The sequence below is a fragment of the Falsochrobactrum ovis genome (genome assembly GCF_003259955.1).
Taxonomy (GTDB): Bacteria; Pseudomonadota; Alphaproteobacteria; order Rhizobiales; family Rhizobiaceae; genus Brucella; species Brucella ovis_A.
Genome location: NZ_QLMK01000003.1, coordinates 354195 through 369998, shown reverse-complemented (window position 1 = coordinate 369998; position 15804 = coordinate 354195). Strand labels below are relative to the sequence as shown.

The following is a 15804-nucleotide window of genomic DNA, read 5'->3' as shown; positions in this document are numbered from 1 at the left end:
GGCAAAGATGGAAGTTCTTATCGTTGAAGACGATCCTTTGCATCGTGCCTATTTGGGGGAGGCGGTGCGGGCGGCACTGCCCGAATGTTCGGCTCTTTATGAGGCGACAAACGGGCTTGAAGGTGAAAAACTGGCGCGTGACTATCGCAGCGCGCATATTGTGATGGATCTTCAGATGGATGAACGCAACGGTATCGAAGCCGCGCGCACCATCTGGAAAGAAAATCCCGAAACAAGAATTTTATTTTGGTCCAACTATGCTGACGAAGCCTATGTGCGTGGTGTTTCTCGCATTGTGCCGGAAGGGGCAGCCTATGGATATGTCTTGAAATCGGCATCTGATGACAAGCTCAAACTGGCGCTGCGCAGTATTTTTGTGGAAGCGCAATGCGTGATTGATCGCGAAGTGCGTGGGCTACAGCAGAAAAGTCAGGGACATCTTCGGGGTTTCAGTGAAAGCGAATATGAAATCCTTATTGATATTGCGCTGGGTCTTACCGACCGGGTCATTGCGCGCAGACGTAATCTGTCGCTGCGCAGCGTGCAGAGCCGTTTGCAGCAGCTTTATGATAAGCTGGGTGTTTATCAGGAAAAAAGCGATCCGAATGAGAGCCATTTTAATTTGCGCTCCCGTGCGGTCACGGTAGCGCTTTTACGAAAGCTTCTGAATTATAATGCTCTGGAGCGAGCAAATACCGAGCTGCGGGATTGGCTGGCTCGCGATGCAGGAAAGTAGGAGTATTCATCTCTATAAAAGCAAATGGCGGTCCTTGGGAACCGCCATTTTGTTTATTTTTGAGTATTTATGCCATGGCTCTGCGCTTTAACACACGGCGGGCATAGCTAATTGATTTAGGCAGGATAAGCATCGCAATTGCGATTGTCATAATGGTTCCAACAAGGCTGTTTGAGAAGAATACTCCCAAAGAGCCATCTGAAATGATCATCGACTGGTAGAAAGCATTTTCCGCCTTATTGCCCAGCACCATTGCAAGGATCAATGGTGCAATCGGATAGCTAAGTTTGGTGAAAAGATAGCCAATAATACCAAAAGCCAGAACGACCCAAAGATCAAAACTTGCGTGGGAAACCGTGTAGGCGCCGACGAAACAGATCACCACAATCATTGGCCCAATGATCGAGAATGGAATGCGCAACAGGGCAGCAAACATCGGCACTGTCGCCAGTACCAGGATCACGCCAATAATATTGGAGACATACATTGAAGCTATCAGGCCCCAGACGAAGTCGGGCTTGGTTGCGAAAAGCATGGGTCCGGGCGTCAGACCCCAGATCATCAATCCACCCATCAGAACGGCAGCGGTTGCAGAGGAAGGAACACCGAGTGCAAGCATGGGCAGCATTGCGCAGGACCCGGCGCTGTGGTCAGCGGTTTCGGGAGCGATAATGCCTTCCGGACGTCCGGTGCCAAAAGGCTCACCTTTTTTAGACGCTTGATTTGCAATGCCATAGCTCATGAAAGAAGCGGCTGTTGGGCCGCCGGGCGTGATGCCCATCCAGATTCCGACAAGGCCGGATCGGATCATCGTCGCCCAATAACGGGGCATTTCTGCAATTGTTGTGAGCACATCGCGCAGATGAATTTTGGATGCAACGCCGCGGAAACGTAAACCTTCCTGAACAGTCGCCAGTAATTCTCCAATACCAAATAGCCCAATCACCACAACCAGAAAGCTGATGCCGCCGAGCAGCTGGGAATATTCAAAAGTCAATCGCACTTCACCGGTGACGTTGTCCATGCCGACGGTTGAGAGCAAAAGCCCGGTCGTCAATGCTACAATTGTTTTGAGCGGGTGAGCGCTGCCCATTCCAACAAAGGCTGCAAATGCCAGGAAATAGACGGAGAAATATTCTGGTGCACCAAAGCGCAGTGCAAACCGTGAAGCCCAGCTTGCCAGAAGCGTGATGACGACGACCCCAAGCAGTGCGCCAAAGCCCGCAGATATGAAAGCAAGCGTAAGTGCGCGTGTGGATTCGCCCTTACGCGCCATGGGATAACCATCGAAAGTGGTGGCGACCGAGCTTGGTTCTCCGGGTATGTTGAACAGGATTGAAGTGGTGGAACCACCAAACAGCGCACCCCAATACATTGAGGTTAGCAAAATGATTGCGGAAGTTGGATCAAGCGTGAAAGTTAGCGGGATGAGCAGCGAAACGCCGTTTGGCGCGCCCAAGCCGGGCAAAACCCCCACGACAAGACCAAAGAGAACACCGCCGATCATTAATCCGATATGCATGGGCGTTATGGCAACGCCGAAACCATGCATGAGGAGCTCAAAATTTTCCATTAGCCCCGCCCCTTAATAAATGCCAAGCCAAGCTTCTATCGGGCCTTTTTTAAGGGGCACCAAGAAGGCGATTTCAAACAATATATATTGCGCAGCGGTAAAGGCGATGCCGATGGTTGCCGAAGTGAGCAGCCCATACCCACCATGTTTCCATGCGTTCCAGGTCAGATAAATGATGGAACTAACATAGATGCCCATAGTGACGGTCAAGATGACGAAAGCTATGATTTCTATTAGGAAAGTCGACACGCGGCGGAACTGCTCCCAATCGAGAAATGTTTCTCTGAGCAGTTCGGCAGTTTTGCCATGGGCATTATAGTGTACGAGGGCGGAACCAAGATTCCAAACGCTCGCAGCTAGCAGGATAAGGCTTATGTAAAAAGGGAAATAACCCGCTTCGGGCCCGGATTTAGTCCAACTAAAACCGAGTTCCATAGAGCCAATCAACCCGGCAATACCGAGCGCTGCCGTTCCGATCGCCGTCGCGATCTCAAGGTGAAAACGTTTGACGGCCATAGGCCTCTCCTCCTCTATTAAGGATTGGAAGGCCCCCACGGAGCCTTCCACAACGTTGCAGCAGAACCGCAACGATTTAACCGCTTATTGAGCAGTCCAGCCTTCAGCTTTAAATACGCCGACGGTTGCGTCTTCATTATTTTTGATGAAGGATTTTAGTTCGTCGCCGGTCATGAAAGTGTCGGTCTGGGAAGTCTTTTTCAGATAGTCTTTCCACTCTGGGGATTCTGAAACTGTCTCCAGGACATTTTCATAGAAAGCTTTAACACCTTCATCAGTGCCAGCGGGTAGCCAAACGGTGCGCGGCATCTGATAGGTTTCAATGTCGAGACCTTCTTCCTTACAGGTCGGGATGTCGTGCCAGCCCTTTCCGTCATGGATTGGCTCGCTTTCAGCCATGCGCTTGGGCGAGAAAACGCAAAGCGGGCGCACCGCACCAGCCTGCCACTGCCCCAAATTTTCGTTCGGATTGTTCACATTGGCGACAACGTGACCGCCTGCGAGCTGAACACCAACCTCTGCACCGCCGTTAAACGGAATATATTTGAAATCAGCGCCAGTGGTCTGTTCGATCAGTGCAACAAGTGTTTCGTCGGTATCTTTGGACTGGCTGCCAGCAAATGCCAGAACACCCGGTTCAGCCTTTGCAGCATCAATGAGCTGTTGAACATTTTCATAAGGTGAATCGGATTTGACCCAAATCAGAAATTCATCGAGTGCAAGCGCTGCAACCGGTTCAAGATCTTCCGTCTTATAGGCCAGTTTGGCCACATAAGGCAGAAGATAAACATTATTGGTGCCAAAGATAACTTTATGCGGATCGCCAGCGTTCTGCTTTGCATAAAGGAATGCTTCTGCGCCTGAGCCGCCACCCTTGTTCAGAACCACTATCGATTGGTCGATCAGTTTTGCACGACCAATTGCAGATTGAATGGTACGGGCAAAATTATCGGTTCCACCACCCGCGCCCGATGCGACAACAAATTCGATTGGACGGGTTGGCGCCCAATCGGCAGCCACCGCAGGCATTACTGCCAAAAGTGATGCCACGGTTGCAAATAAAGTCTTTTTCAGTTTTGACATTTTATCCTCCTCCAAAGGATTTTTCGCCTCCCTAGACGAAATGGTTGCGGCACCCAACACGTCGTGAGGGTGCCGTTTACGTCATGCTACAGGCTGGTTGGCCCAACCTGCAGTTAGTGCACGCTGCTCACGAACCGGGTTGAGCTTTGCCAGTGATATACCCAGATTTGCAGCAGCCAAAGTTGCTCCAAGATCGGCCTTGCCCTGACCGGCAATGTCGAATGCGGTGCCATGTGCGGGAGTGACCAGCGGAAAGCCATAACCCGCAATCAGCGTTACACCGCGATCAAACCCGATCAGCTTCATAGCGATTTGACCTTGATCGTGGAACATGGTGAGTACGGCGTCGAATTCACCGCGAATGGCGCGCACGAAAACCGTATCGGATGGGATGGGGCCCTTAGCATTGATGCCTTCGGCAATACCCTGCGCAACCGCTGGCGCAATGATATCCTCGTCTTCATCGCCAAAATTACGACCATCACCGGCATGCGGATTAAGCGCTGCAACACCAATGCGCGGGTTTGGCTTGCCAGCACCGGTCAGCACTTCATTTGTCAGACGCAAACTGTCCAAAATACGTTCAGTGCTGAGCTTTGAGGCTACTTCACGCAGCGGAATATGTGAGGTCACGCGCGCATTCCAAACTTCCTCCAGCACGTTAAATTCGCGACCGCTGCGTGGGGCGCTGATGGCGGAATCGACAAAGCCGATCTCATCAATATAGGACGGGCGCGATAGGCGCATCGAATGCTTGTTAAAGGGCGTGAACATGGCCACATCTGCAATACCCGCATCGGCGAGACGCAGAACCGCTGCAAAATTCTGCAAGGAAGCCATGCCGGCTTCAGCAGTGGATTCGCCCAGAGTTAGCGCATTAGGATCAAAGTTTTCCAGATCAGCAAAAACTTTGCCAGCAGGCATTTCATTGATCAGCTCATCGGCCTTTACAATTGGAATATCAAGGGAAACGCCAGCGTGCTTTTGGCCCATTTCAAAAATTCTGGCGTCACCAATAATAATCACGTCATGCTCAGCCATATCGGCGTGGGCGAGAAGCTTTGCAGCCAGTTCCGGGCCGATACCGTTTGCATCTCCAATCGCAAGTGCAATGCGCATTTTTGGTTCCTTTATCATTTGCGGGCGCGGGGCTTTGAATTTCCAGATGCCTCAAGCGCTGTTAATTATTCTCTTTGAACTATTCGTCTGCGACCGCGCGACTGCGGGTTGCGTTTTGCAAGGCAGAAACCGGCATGCCTATGGCGGTGAAATTGTCAGCAGCGGTGAAAAAATCAGTCATTTTTATCCAACGTGCTGGCAAGTATTTGACGAATATAGTCACGGTTTTGCGCGCAAACGCCCAGGCCATCGCCGCCATAATGTTCGACAAGGAACGGGCTGTTAAAACCATGGCTCAATGCTTCGCGGATGGCAGCGCGCCAGTTAATGGTTCCGCCCAATAGCGGTGCCGGATGGGTCAGGATCTGACCGGTCGCCGCGTCTTCCATGCGGAAGTAATTTTTTACATGCCAATAGCCCGCAAATGGCGCGCAAAGCGCTATCATTTCCTGCCATGGCTCAACGGGCCGGTGCAGGCGAATGAGATTACCAATATCAAGATTGAGCTTGACTGAAGGCATATCGAGATCGGTCGCAAAGCGCACTGCGTCTTTTGCCGTCCCGATATAGGTATCTTCATACATTTCCAACGAGAGCTGCACACCCACCGCGTCGGCATGACGGCCAAGCTCACGAATGCGTTCAATTGCAAGCCTATAGGTGGCGTCATCGTCAGGGTTCTTATTACCGGGCTCGGTCCAGAACCAGATGGCTTTTTGCTGTGCCGCCGTTAGCGGGCCAAAAAAGCCAACGCTGACATAGCCTGCACCAATATCAGCGGCGCAATCAATAACACGATGGCTATAGGCAAGGTTTTCTTCGCCAAGCTCAGGGTCAATGATGCTGCGGCGGGATGTGGAAATGGCCGGAACAGAAAGACCCAATTCAGCGCAAAGCGCCATAAATTCCGCACGGCGTGTGGCGTCAAGATCTGCCACGCGCAGCCATGAATCTGTTGGGTCCACCGCAGTAAAACCAGCACTGGCTACGTCTTTAAGGCTTTTAGCCCAAATTTCAGGCCCGGCATCCTGCACCAAAGTGCCGTCTGCACATTTGCCCGGAAAAGGAATCATCGCAGCCGCAATCGGCCAATTTTCTGCTTGCCACATAAACTCAAACTCCTCCCCGAGTCTGACCAGCTAGGTTGGGCGGTTCTCCGGTCCACTTCCCAAAGCTTGATCTTTGCTCTTTCTCCCAAGGCTCCAAGGCTTGCCTGCTCTTTCCCAAAAGCCTGCTCTTCGAATCACAGCTTCGGTTAACATATCGATCTGACAATTATGCATCAATTATTTTGTATACAAAATACTTTTGTTTAAATTGACAAGTGATTTGGAACTCCTTAGCCAAGAAAAGGGCGGAACGCTTGCAGACGAGGGGAGCTCGATACGACGATGCAGCCTTTGACCGTTGATCAAATCGGGAGATATTCACTTCACGACGCTATCGTAAATCGTCTGCGTGATATGATTATTACCGGCGAAATGCCGCCCGGAAGCAAAATCAACGAAGCTCAAATCTGCACAAGGCTCGGAGTTTCCCGCACACCATTGCGCGAAGCGCTGAAGTTTTTAGCCAGTGAAGGACTGGTCGAACTGGTTCCGCGCCGTGGTGCGGTAGTCAAAAAATTCACTGCCAAAGAAACCAGCGATATGCTTGAGGTGATTAAATCACTTGAGCAATTGGCCGGAGAGCGGGCCTGTGCTTTGGCCTCGGATGAGGGCATTGCTGAAATTCGTCGTTTGCATGATGAAATGATTGCGGCCTATCAAAGCGGCGACCGTCTCAATTATTATAAACTCAACCAGAATATTCATCTCTCTATTGTGGCTTTAGCAGATAATTCTGCTCTTTCAGATGTTCATTCGATATTGCAGACGCGTCTGAAACGTATTCGCTTTGTCGGTCATGAAGGGCCTGTCAAATGGGCGGCGGCTGTTGCGGAACATGTCGAAATGATTGAGGCGCTTGAAGCGCGCGACGCCGAACGCCTCAAGGAAGTGATTGGCCGACATCTTACGCAAGCCTGGGTTCGGGTTCGCGATGTGGCTTCGGTCTGATATTCGTCTTTAACCGGGTGAGAGAGCGAATTTGAGAACGAGCTCCCGCCAAATTGTCTGGTCAAATTGTCTGGCCAAATCTGTTTGATCGGGCCTATATCTGCCGAGCAATAGATGGAGGTGCAAGGTCATGTCAGCTTCGCAAGAGGATATTTTTCTGCCCAAAAATGAGGTTTTCGATCTCGCTTTGGGTTTTCTCTTAAAATATGGGCTGTCTGAGCCGCAGGCAAAAGCCATGGCGAAGGTTTTGGTGAAGGCGCAGGGCGATGATTGCCGCTCGCATGGTTTGCAGCGCTTGCCCGGCACCAGAGATACTATGGCGCATCCAAAATTCAACGCCAATGCGGACCCCGTGCCCGAAGATGTCACGCCCGCCATTACTCGGGTTGATGCTGATTATGGCTTCTCAATTCTTGCGGTTGAGCGTGGACTGCCAAAATTGATTGCCAACGCAAAAACGCTCGGCATTGCGATATTGGCCGTCAATAATGGTTTTCATTCTATTGCGCTGTGGCCGGTGGTTGAAGAAATCGCAAATCATGGCCTTGCTGCAATGTCGATGAACCCGACCTATGATTGGGTTGCGCCCGCGGGGGGTAAATCAGGCGTATTGGGCACCAATCCCTTGGCCTTTGCCTGGCCGCGCAAAAATCATCCGCCCTATGTATTTGATTTTGCAACAACCGCTGCGGCGCGGGCAGATATAGCGCTTTATAAACAAGAAGGACGTCAGATTCCACAAGGTTGGGGATTGGATGCAAAAGGCGAACCAAGCACCGATCCGGCAGAGGTTCTTGCAGGAGCTATGCTCCCCTTTGGCGGACATAAGGGCTCAGCGCTTGCGACCATGATTGAGTTGCTGGCCGGTCCATTTATTGGAGATAAGACCAGTCGGCAATCGGCGGAATTTGGCGCCCAAACTAGTGCTGCTCCCTGCCATGGCGAGTTGATTATTGCCTTTAATCCTGCGCTGCTTGGTGATGAATCGGCGGATGGCTCGGAAGATCTTTTCGAGCGCATTAAAAATCAGGGTGCGCGGCTTCCTGGTGATCGGCGATATGAAGCGCGGGCCAAATCTGATGCAACGGGAATTCGAATCCCCAAAGCGCTGCATGAGCGGATTGTTTCCTTGATGCAGGCAGAGGCAAAAATCTAGTCTAGCAGTTTTTCAAGCGTTTCAAGCCTGTCGGCCTCGCGCGGTGGCTTGTCCCAGCGCAGCCGAGAAAAACGCGGGAAACGCATGGCTACGCCGGATTTATGGCGGGCTGATCGGTTGAGACCTTCAAAAGCGACTTCGACCACAAGGCCGTGATCAGGTTCCGCCCGCACTGAGCGCACCGGACCAAAGCGCTCGACGGTATTGTCGCGCACAAATTTGTCGAGCAATTTCAACTCCTCATCGGTGAAGCCAAAATAGGCTTTGCCGACTGGCACCAAAAAGGGCTCATCTTCAGGGCCGGTCCAGACCGCAAAGGTAAAATCGGAATAGTAGCTCGACCTTCTGCCGTGGCCACGCTGTGCATAGACAATCACGGCATCTATGGTGAATGGATCGCGTTTCCATTTAAACCACGGACCTTTCGGCCTGCCGGGAAGATAGGCGCTGTCATGTCGCTTGAGCATAACGCCTTCAATCACCGCGTGGGGCGGATTTGCGCGATGCTGTGCAAGCTCGTCAAAGCTTGCGAAATCCAAAAGCGGGGAGAGATCGAAGCGTCGATGATCCAACCTTTGAATAAATTGTTCCAGCCTTTTTCGACGTTCGGAAAAGGGCAGCGAGCGCAAATCTTCACCGTCGCGCTGGTTGCCTTCCTGCAAGAGATCATAGGCGCGCACAAAGGCGGGAAACTCGCGCAATTGCTTTAGCGTGATGGTTTTGCGGTTAAGACGCTGTTGTAAATCGGAAAATGTCGCGACCTCAATGCCCGTTTCACCATGATGTCCGACGAGAAGTTCGCCATCAATTGCCCCTTCAAAATCCATCGCTTCCAGAATGTCGGGGAAGGTTGCCGAAATATCATCGCCAGTGCGTGAATAAAGCCTGCGTTCGCCATTTTCAGAAACCGCTTGAACTCTGATCCCATCCCACTTCCATTCCGCACTATAGGCAGAAGGATCAAGCGAGGGAATTTCTGCCTCATCCAAAGCTGTTGCCAACATAACCGGACGAAATGGCGCATCGGCATTGGTATCGGGCTTTTCGCCGCGCTTTTCCAGCCACTCAAAAAGCGCCTCATAGGGTGGGGCTTGACCATGCCAGAGTTCTTCAATTTCGGTCACGTCAACTCCACCGAAATCAGCCAGCGCCTGTTTTGCAAGCCGGGCGGAAACCCCAATCCGCAAGCCCCCGGTGACAAGTTTCAAAAGCGCATAACGTTCTGAAATTCCTAAAAGATCAAGCCAACCCGCCACCAACAGCGGGCCTTCACGTCGTGAGGCATGCTGTAATTGGTGGATGATAACGGCAAGCGGCAGATCAGTGCCGGGCGGAGTTTCGCTCGGTCCGGGCCAGATGAGTGAAATTGTTTCGGCGAGATCACCGACATAATCATAAGAATAAGCAAACAACACGGGGTCCGTGCGTTCATTGATCAGCGCGCGCAGCATTGCGGGTTTCACGCTTTGCACTTCCAGATCACGGGTGATGGCTGCCAATGCTAATCCGCGATCGGGGTCAGCTGTGGAGCGGAAATAATCGACCAGCAGCCGCAATTTTCCATTGCGCTGCGGGGTCAGAATAAGGCGGTCTAAAAGTTCGGCAAAACTCCGCATCAATCGCCCTCATCTTCATAGCCGATCAAATGCAGCGGGCGAGCCGGAATATTTTGCAATTCGCACCAGCGTGCCAGTGCTTCTTCGCGGCCATGGGTTACCCAAACTTCAGAAGGAGCAATTTCGCTGATTGTTGCAATCAGCTCGTCCCAATCGCAATGGTCGGAAATGATGAGCGGCAATTCAACGCCGCGCTGTCTTGCGCGCTGACGAATACGCATCCATCCCGATGCAAATGCCGGAACCGGATCGGGAAAGCGCCGCGCCCAGCGATCTGCAAAAGCCGAAGGCGGCCCGACGATAATTTTGCCTGCAAAATCGGGCTTCGGCTCGCCGCGCTCAAGTGTTGCCGGTAGAAGCTCACCCAAATCGATGCCTTGTGTTTGATAATAATCGCAAAGCTTTGCCAGACTGCCATGAATATAGATCGGCTCGTCATAACCTGTTTCGCGGATAAGTTTGATCACCCGTTGCGCTTTGCCGAGGGAATAAGCGCCAACCAGATGCGAACGCTCCCCAAACAGCGACAATGATTTCAACAATGAGGCGATCTCATGCGATGCATCGGGATGTCGAAAAACCGGCAGGGCGAAAGTGGCTTCCGTAATAAAAACATCGCATTTCACGGGTTCAAAAGGAAGGCAAGTCGGGTCAGCAGCGCGTTTATAATCGCCTGAGGCTACAATCCGTAGCCCGTCTTTTTCGACCGCAATCTGAGCCGAGCCCAGCACATGGCCGGCAGGATAGAATTTAACCCGGACCCCGTTTATGATCAGTGTTTCGCCAAGCCGCATCGGCTGCTTTGCTTGCGCAAAATCCCCGCCATAGCGTATCGCCATTATGTCAATTGTTTCCTGCGTTGCCAGCACATGGCGGTGCCCAGCACGGGCATGGTCCGAGTGCCCATGCGTGATCAATGCACGATCAACAGGTCGCACTGGATCGATATAAAAATCCCCCGGCGGGCAATATAGGCCATTGGGTGAAGGGCGCAGCAACTGATCAGGACGCATAGATCTAAGATAGGGCGGGCGCGCGGCTGGGGAAAGAGCACCGGTTCGGGCAAATCTGCAAACAAGAACAAATGTGAACGAGCCACTTGGCGCAGCCTTTAGGCAGCACTAGATTGGCATTGTGAGCTTATATGTTAAACCCGCCCCAGATTTGGCCATGCATTTGCCGGACCGTTTTAAAAACTGGTTCACGCAAAAGGGATGGCGGCCGCGTGAACATCAGCTGGAATTGCTTTCTCGTGCAGAAGCTGGCCAATCAACATTGCTGATTGCCCCCACGGGAGCGGGCAAGACTTTAGCCGGTTTTTTGCCGGCGCTGGTCGATCTTGAACGGCGCGGCACTTACAAGCCGGGCATGCCAAAGCGTGGCGTTCATACGCTTTATATTTCGCCGCTCAAGGCGCTCGCGGTTGATATTCACCGCAATCTGGCCGTGCCGGTGGAAGAAATGGGATTGGATATTTCCATTGAGACCCGCACCGGCGACACGCCCGCGCATAAGCGGCAGCGGCAAAAGCTTGCTCCACCCGATATTTTGCTGACCACGCCCGAGCAACTGGCCTTGTTGATCTCAGCCAAGGGTGCTGATCAGTTCTTTTCGGGCTTACGTTATGTTGTGCTTGATGAGTTGCATTCGATAGTTATCTCTAAACGCGGACATTTACTTGCATTGGGACTGGCGCGTCTGCGGCGTTTGCGTCCGTCATTGCAGACAATTGGATTGTCAGCGACGGTTGCTGAACCCGATGAATTACGCCGCTGGCTGGTCGAGCAGGATGGCACCGACCCAATGGCGGGACTGGTGCAGGTCGCGGGTGGAGCAAAGCCGCAAATTTCTATTCTTAATTCAGAAGAACGGGTTCCATGGGCGGGGCATTCCTCGCGCTATGCGGTTGCCGATATTTATCAGGCGGTGCGAGCGCATAAGACGACGCTGCTTTTTGTGAATACGCGCAGTCAGGCGGAAATGCTTTTTCAGGAATTATGGCGCATCAATGAGGATACGCTGCCAATAGCGCTGCATCATGGATCGCTTGACGCATCGCAACGGCGCAAGGTTGAGCAGGCAATGGCTGCCAATAGTTTGCGCGCAGTGGTTGCGACATCGACGCTGGATCTCGGTATTGACTGGGGCGATGTTGATCTGGTGATCCACGTAGGAGCACCCAAAGGTGCAAGCCGTTTGGCGCAGCGGATCGGACGCTCCAATCATCGTATGGATGAGCCAAGCCAGGCAATTCTTGTGCCTGCCAACCGTTTTGAGGTCATGGAATGTCGGGCGGCTCTTGATGCGAATTATCTCGGTGCGCAGGATACGCCGCCATTGATCAATGGCGCGCTTGATGTGTTGGCACAGCATGTGCTGGGCATGGCTTGTGCCGAACCATTCAAAGCCGACGATCTTTATCGCGAAGTGCAAAGTGCTGCTCCCTATTCGAGCTTGCGGCGCGAAACCTTTGATCGCGTTTTGGAATTTGTTGCTACCGGTGGCTATTCACTTAAAACCTATGAGCGTTTTGCAAAAATCCGTAAGAAGGCGGATGACACATGGCGCATATCAAATCCGCGTATTGCACAGCAATATCGGCTCAATATAGGAACCATTGTCGAAGCGCCGCTGCTCAATGTGAAGCTGGTTCGCAAAGGCAAACCCAATAGCGTACGGGGCGGCCGGGTGCTAGGCCGTATTGAGGAGTATTTTATTGAGACCTTAACAGCAGGAGACACTTTTTTATTTGCCGGCAAGGTGCTGCGTTTTGAAGGTATTCGCGAGAATGAGTGCCTTGCTTCCAATGCTGCCGGGGAAGACGCTAAAATCCCGGTCTATGCGGGCGGAAGCTTTCCGCTCTCGACCTATCTGGCCTCGCAAGTGCGCGCCATGTTGGCAGACTCAGCGCGCTGGCAGCATTTGCCGGAGCAAGTGCGCGAATGGTTGGAAATTCAACAGCGTAATTCCGTCTTGCCGCGAACCGATGAATTGCTGATCGAAACCTTCCCGCAGGGCAGCCGGTTTTATATGGTGGCCTATCCGTTTGAAGGGCGGCTCGCACATCAAACGCTGGGAATGCTGCTCACGCGCCGTTTGGAGCGCATGGGTGCGCATCCACTGGGTTTTGTGGCGACGGATTATTCATTGGGATTATGGGGGCTTAAAGATCTCGGCGCGATGATCCGCGATGGATCGCTCAATCTGGCGCAGCTATTTGATGAAGATATGCTGGGCGATGACCTGGAAGCATGGCTTGATGAAAGCTATCTTTTGAAGCGGACTTTCCGCAATTGTGCCATTATTTCAGGCCTTATCGAACGTCGTCATCTGGGACAGGAAAAGACCGGGCGGCAGGTGACGATTTCCACCGATCTTGTCTATGATGTGCTGCGAGCGCATGAGCCGGATCATATTTTGTTACAGGCAACACGAGCAGATGCAGCAACCGGGCTTCTGGATATTAAGCGGCTTGGGGATATGCTCGCACGTATCAAAGGGCATATTTTACATAAGCCGCTTGAACGAATTTCGCCGCTGGCTTTGCCTGTTATGCTTGAAATTGGCCGTGAAAGGGTCGCGGGCCAAGGGGATGAATTGCTGCTTGAAGAAGTGGCGGATGATATGGTCGATCAAGCACTAGCCGAGCCGAAAGCGTAATGTATAAAACTGGAAACTATTATAAATGACAGTGGCATTGAGGGGTGTGAAAGACGCATATCATCGGATGCAGGTGGAATTGCTCGGCGCTGCTTTGATTTGCGATCCGTCAGGCGCGTTGTTTTTGCCTGATTATGCGGCGCTGGTTGTTTCTGATCTTCACCTCGAAAAAGGTTCATCGTTTGCGCGACGCGGTCAATTGCTGCCGCCTTATGATACCGCCGCGACCCTGGGCATGCTTGCTAGAATTATCGAGCGCTATCAGCCCAAAACTGTGATTAGTTTGGGCGATAGTTTCCATGATGTGAGGGCCAGCGAGCGCTTGCCAGCGCTTTATGCAATCAAGCTCAAATCCATGATGGAGCGCCGGGATTGGGTCTGGATTACGGGCAATCATGATCCCGAACGCCCGGCAAATCTTCCCGGTGAGAGTGTTGAAGAATTGGCGCTGGGCCCGCTGATATTTCGGCACGAGCCAAAACGGGCCGGTGGGCGAGACGGGGGCCGGGGCGAGATTGCGGGTCACCTCCATCCGGCAGCGCGCATCGTAAAATATGGGCAGTCGGTGCGACGTCCTTGCTTTGTCAGCGATGGTCAGCGGCTGATCATGCCCGCATTTGGCGCATATACGGGGGCGTTAAACATACTTGATCGCGCTTTTCATGGGCTTTTTGCAGAAGCAACATTGCGCGCATATATGTTGGGCGCAAAAAGAATCTATTCCATTGCACGCGGCGCACTTCGCCATGGTTGATGGTCAAAGTGTGCGGACCTGATCAAACTCCCCCGGCTGGATAGGAATGGTGATCGTGACAACAAGTCCGCACTCCTGCCAGTCCCGATCAATTGTGGCATTTAGTGCAGATGCAAGTCCACGCTCCAGACGGCTGCCAAAACCAGTTGTCGTAAGCTCTGAAGGCGCGGGACCATTCTGTTCGTGCCAACGAAGAATTAAATTGTCATAGTCAGCTTCCAGCTCAACGAGAAGTTGGCCATCGGGCACCGAAAGACAGCCATATTTTACGGCATTTGTAGCCAATTCATAAAGAAGCAACGCCAGATTAGTCAGCGCTTTGGGACCTACTGCAATAGTGGCGCCTCTGATAATGATACGGTTCTCGCCCTCATGGGGCTTGAGTATCGTTTGCATCAAAGAAAGAAGATCAGTGGGTGCAGGAAGCGCACTTTCGTTTTCCCAGTCCTGTATTGTCAATTCATGCGCACGCGCAAGAGCGGACAGTCGCGCCTGAATAGCTTGTATAACTTCCTCTTTATTGCAGGCAGATTTGGCGGATAAAGACACAATTCCCGCAGCAAGAGAAAACAGGTTTTTGATGCGGTGTTGCATTTCACCGTTCAGTAGACGTTGCTGCTCTTCTGCATGCAACCGCTCACTGATATCGCGTGCAATTTTAGATGCGCCGACAATCACGCCGTTGCGATTGCGAATAGGTGAAATAGTTAGCGAAATATGGAGCGGTGATCCATCTTTATGCCGACGAACCGTTTCAAAATGATCGACCAGTTTACCCTGTCTGATCTGCGCGAGAATTTTGGGTTCTTCGTCCAGGCGATCTGGAGGAATAAGAATTGTTATAGGCTGGCCGATCGCTTCCTCAGCTGTATATCCAAAAAGCCGAGTTGCCCCCCATTCCAGCTTTGAATTCTTCCCTGTAAATCTTTGCTGATGATCGCATCATCTGATCCTTCAACGATTGCCGCTAGCCAATCACGAAGATCGGGATTGTTAGGATCGCTCAGGTCACCAAAAAAGAAACCATTGGAAGCTGAATTTTTAGGTAAATCCGCCATAGGCTTGCTTTGGGAGCCGGTTGATGACGCATTATTAGATTCGGTTATGCTTTCCATGTTTTCCGTCCCATTCAAATCTTAAGATAGATGTCCGAAAAACCAGTCGCCCACTTAACGCGCAATTATTTGGCTCTCTTTCATTTTGAACCGCTTTTATTGGTAACCGTTAAGACGCTAAGGAATCTATTATCATTTGATAATATATTTCAACAAGACCATTGCACGTCAACTATTTTATAGCCAATCATAAAACTATATAAACGAAGGCAAATGCCTCATAAATAAAACCGCATTTCGACAGGATCTGCAGATCCGTTTCAGCATGATTATCCAATCTTTTGAGAACCGCTGGCTGGCGCAGGGCGTCAGCAGGAGCAGCGACAATATCTATATGCGGGTCATGTCCCATATTTTCCGGTGAATCGCCGCATATAAGTAAATGATTAAGGTGCAAACATATGTATTAAGTTAAGCTT

Annotated in this window: 14 protein-coding genes; 5 read left to right on the top strand and 9 right to left on the bottom strand. The window is 51.7% G+C overall.

The window, feature by feature from the left end; all coding sequences use genetic code 11:
* Positions 1-7 precede the first annotated feature (7 nt).
* The gene (locus tag C7374_RS07240) at positions 8-736 is read left to right on the top strand and encodes a response regulator transcription factor (protein ID WP_111574929.1); all 729 of its coding nucleotides are present in this window, start codon (positions 8-10) and stop codon (positions 734-736) included.
* 67 nt (positions 737-803) lie between these two features.
* On the opposite strand, the gene C7374_RS07235 is transcribed toward C7374_RS07240, so the two are convergent.
* The 5 genes from C7374_RS07235 to C7374_RS07215 all read right to left on the bottom strand — a co-directional run bounded on the left by C7374_RS07235 (position 804) and on the right by C7374_RS07215 (position 6136).
* On the bottom strand, positions 804-2309 hold the full coding sequence (locus tag C7374_RS07235) for a tripartite tricarboxylate transporter permease (RefSeq protein ID WP_111574928.1): 1506 nt from the start codon (positions 2307-2309) through the stop codon (positions 804-806).
* 12 nt (positions 2310-2321) lie between these two features.
* Positions 2322-2825, bottom strand: coding sequence for a tripartite tricarboxylate transporter TctB family protein (locus tag C7374_RS07230; protein ID WP_111574927.1), 504 nt, complete (start codon positions 2823-2825; stop codon positions 2322-2324).
* Positions 2826-2909: 84 nt separating this feature from the next.
* The gene (locus C7374_RS07225; protein WP_111574926.1) at positions 2910-3908 is read right to left on the bottom strand and encodes a Bug family tripartite tricarboxylate transporter substrate binding protein; all 999 of its coding nucleotides are present in this window, start codon (positions 3906-3908) and stop codon (positions 2910-2912) included.
* 81 nt (positions 3909-3989) lie between these two features.
* Positions 3990-5027, bottom strand: coding sequence for a 4-hydroxythreonine-4-phosphate dehydrogenase PdxA (locus tag C7374_RS07220; protein ID WP_111574970.1), 1038 nt, complete (start codon positions 5025-5027; stop codon positions 3990-3992).
* A gap of 173 nt (positions 5028-5200) precedes the next feature.
* Positions 5201-6136 carry a sugar phosphate isomerase/epimerase family protein gene (locus C7374_RS07215; protein WP_111574925.1) on the bottom strand — a complete coding sequence of 312 codons (936 nt, stop codon included), beginning with the start codon at positions 6134-6136 and terminating at the stop codon, positions 5201-5203.
* 282 nt (positions 6137-6418) lie between these two features.
* Here C7374_RS07215 and C7374_RS07210 point away from each other — a divergent pair, with 282 nt between their 5' ends.
* Both C7374_RS07210 and C7374_RS07205 read left to right on the top strand, forming a co-directional pair.
* Positions 6419-7084 carry a GntR family transcriptional regulator gene (locus C7374_RS07210; protein ID WP_111574924.1) on the top strand — a complete coding sequence of 222 codons (666 nt, stop codon included), beginning with the start codon at positions 6419-6421 and terminating at the stop codon, positions 7082-7084.
* Between the two features lie 130 nt (positions 7085-7214).
* On the top strand, positions 7215-8240 hold the full coding sequence (locus C7374_RS07205; RefSeq protein WP_111574923.1) for an Ldh family oxidoreductase: 1026 nt from the start codon (positions 7215-7217) through the stop codon (positions 8238-8240).
* On the opposite strand, the gene C7374_RS07200 is transcribed toward C7374_RS07205, so the two are convergent.
* Both C7374_RS07200 and C7374_RS07195 read right to left on the bottom strand, forming a co-directional pair.
* Positions 8237-9856 carry a cisplatin damage response ATP-dependent DNA ligase gene (locus tag C7374_RS07200; protein WP_111574922.1) on the bottom strand — a complete coding sequence of 540 codons (1620 nt, stop codon included), beginning with the start codon at positions 9854-9856 and terminating at the stop codon, positions 8237-8239. The genes C7374_RS07205 and C7374_RS07200 overlap by 4 nt on opposite strands.
* A complete protein-coding gene (locus tag C7374_RS07195; RefSeq protein ID WP_111574921.1) occupies positions 9856-10869 on the bottom strand; it encodes a ligase-associated DNA damage response exonuclease in 1014 nt (337 codons plus the stop codon). Before C7374_RS07195 ends, C7374_RS07200 begins: the two co-directional genes overlap by 1 nt.
* Positions 10870-10990: 121 nt before the next feature.
* Between C7374_RS07195 and C7374_RS07190 the strand changes: the two genes are divergently transcribed.
* Together C7374_RS07190 and pdeM are read left to right on the top strand one after the other, a co-directional pair.
* Positions 10991-13516, top strand: coding sequence for a ligase-associated DNA damage response DEXH box helicase (locus C7374_RS07190; RefSeq protein WP_111574920.1), 2526 nt, complete (start codon positions 10991-10993; stop codon positions 13514-13516).
* 67 nt (positions 13517-13583) lie between these two features.
* Positions 13584-14270, top strand: coding sequence for a ligase-associated DNA damage response endonuclease PdeM (gene pdeM, locus C7374_RS07185; RefSeq protein WP_374850074.1), 687 nt, complete (start codon positions 13584-13586; stop codon positions 14268-14270).
* 3 nt (positions 14271-14273) lie between these two features.
* On the opposite strand, the gene C7374_RS16245 is transcribed toward pdeM, so the two are convergent.
* Both C7374_RS16245 and C7374_RS16375 read right to left on the bottom strand, forming a co-directional pair.
* Entirely contained in the window at positions 14274-15173 is a 900-nt protein-coding gene (locus C7374_RS16245) for a PAS domain S-box protein (protein WP_245412602.1), read from the bottom strand.
* Complete coding sequence (locus C7374_RS16375; protein ID WP_245412598.1) at positions 15110-15385, bottom strand: PAS domain-containing protein; 276 nt, start codon at positions 15383-15385, stop codon at positions 15110-15112. The genes C7374_RS16245 and C7374_RS16375 overlap by 64 nt, the downstream gene beginning before the upstream one ends.
* Positions 15386-15804 lie beyond the last annotated feature (419 nt).